The sequence below is a fragment of the Amycolatopsis sp. SID8362 genome (genome assembly GCF_010550475.1).
In the GTDB taxonomy this organism is placed as follows: domain Bacteria; phylum Actinomycetota; class Actinomycetes; order Mycobacteriales; family Pseudonocardiaceae; genus Amycolatopsis; species Amycolatopsis eburnea.
The window spans coordinates 1-808 of the sequence record NZ_JAAGNB010000721.1; the positions used below are offsets into that span (position 1 = coordinate 1).

The 808-nt window shown below is 76.1% G+C and carries 1 protein-coding gene and 1 pseudogene; both read left to right on the forward strand.

Going from position 1 to position 808, the window contains the following annotated elements:
• Positions 1-171: pseudogene (locus G3I65_RS57440) on the forward strand (pyrimidine reductase family protein); the annotation flags it as partial.
• Positions 168-716 (forward strand): RNA polymerase sigma factor, encoded by a 549-nt coding sequence (locus G3I65_RS22040; protein WP_160697787.1) that lies wholly within the window; start codon positions 168-170, stop codon positions 714-716. The pseudogene G3I65_RS57440 and the gene G3I65_RS22040, both read left to right, overlap by 4 nt.
• The last annotated feature ends 92 nt before the right edge of the window (positions 717-808 follow it).

An 808-nucleotide genomic window follows, 5' to 3' on the forward strand; every position in this document is an offset into this window, starting at 1 on the left:
GCCGCCGACCGCGTCGACCAGCTGTGCCTGACCGTCGCGCCGCTCCTGGTGGCCGGGACGGCGGACCGGATCGCCACCGGTCCCGCGGCCGTCCCGCGCCGGCTTTCGCTCGCGTCGATCCTGGTCGAAGACGGCTTCACGTTCCTGCGCTACCGCCGGGCCGCCGGGTGAGCGGCGACGCCGACCTCGCCACCCGGGCCGCGGCCGGGGACGAAGCCGCGTTCGGCGCGCTCGTGCGGGAGCACACGCCCCGGATGTACCGGGTCGCGCTGCGGATCACCGGCAGCCCCGCCGAGGCCGAGGACGTCGTGCAGGAGTCGTGGCTGGCCGCGTGGCGCGCGCTCGGCACGTTCCGGCACGAGTCCGCGGTGTCGACCTGGCTCTACCGGGTCGTCACCAACAGCGCGCTCGCCCTGCTGCGCCGCCGCAAGCCGACGATCTCGCTGGACGAACCCGCCGGCCAGTCCACTGTGGACACGGCGGCGCTCGCCGTCCCGGGCCCCGAAGGCCGGGTCGTGCGCGCGGAGGAGGTGGACGCGGTGCTGCGGGCGATCGGCAGGCTCGAGGTGTCCCAGCGGGTGCCGCTCGTGCTGCGCGAGCTGGAAGGGCTGAGCTACGAAGAGGTCGCCGAAGTGCTCGACGTGAACGTCGGCGCCTTGCGTTCCCGGCTGCACCGCGCCAGGGTGGCGCTGCTCGCCGAATTGAGGGAGCGGTGATGGCCGAGCAGACCGACCCCGAGCGCGACCCGCGCTGGGACGCCGTGCGCGCCGCCGCCCGGCGCCGCGTGGCGACCCCGCCGGGCCTGGTC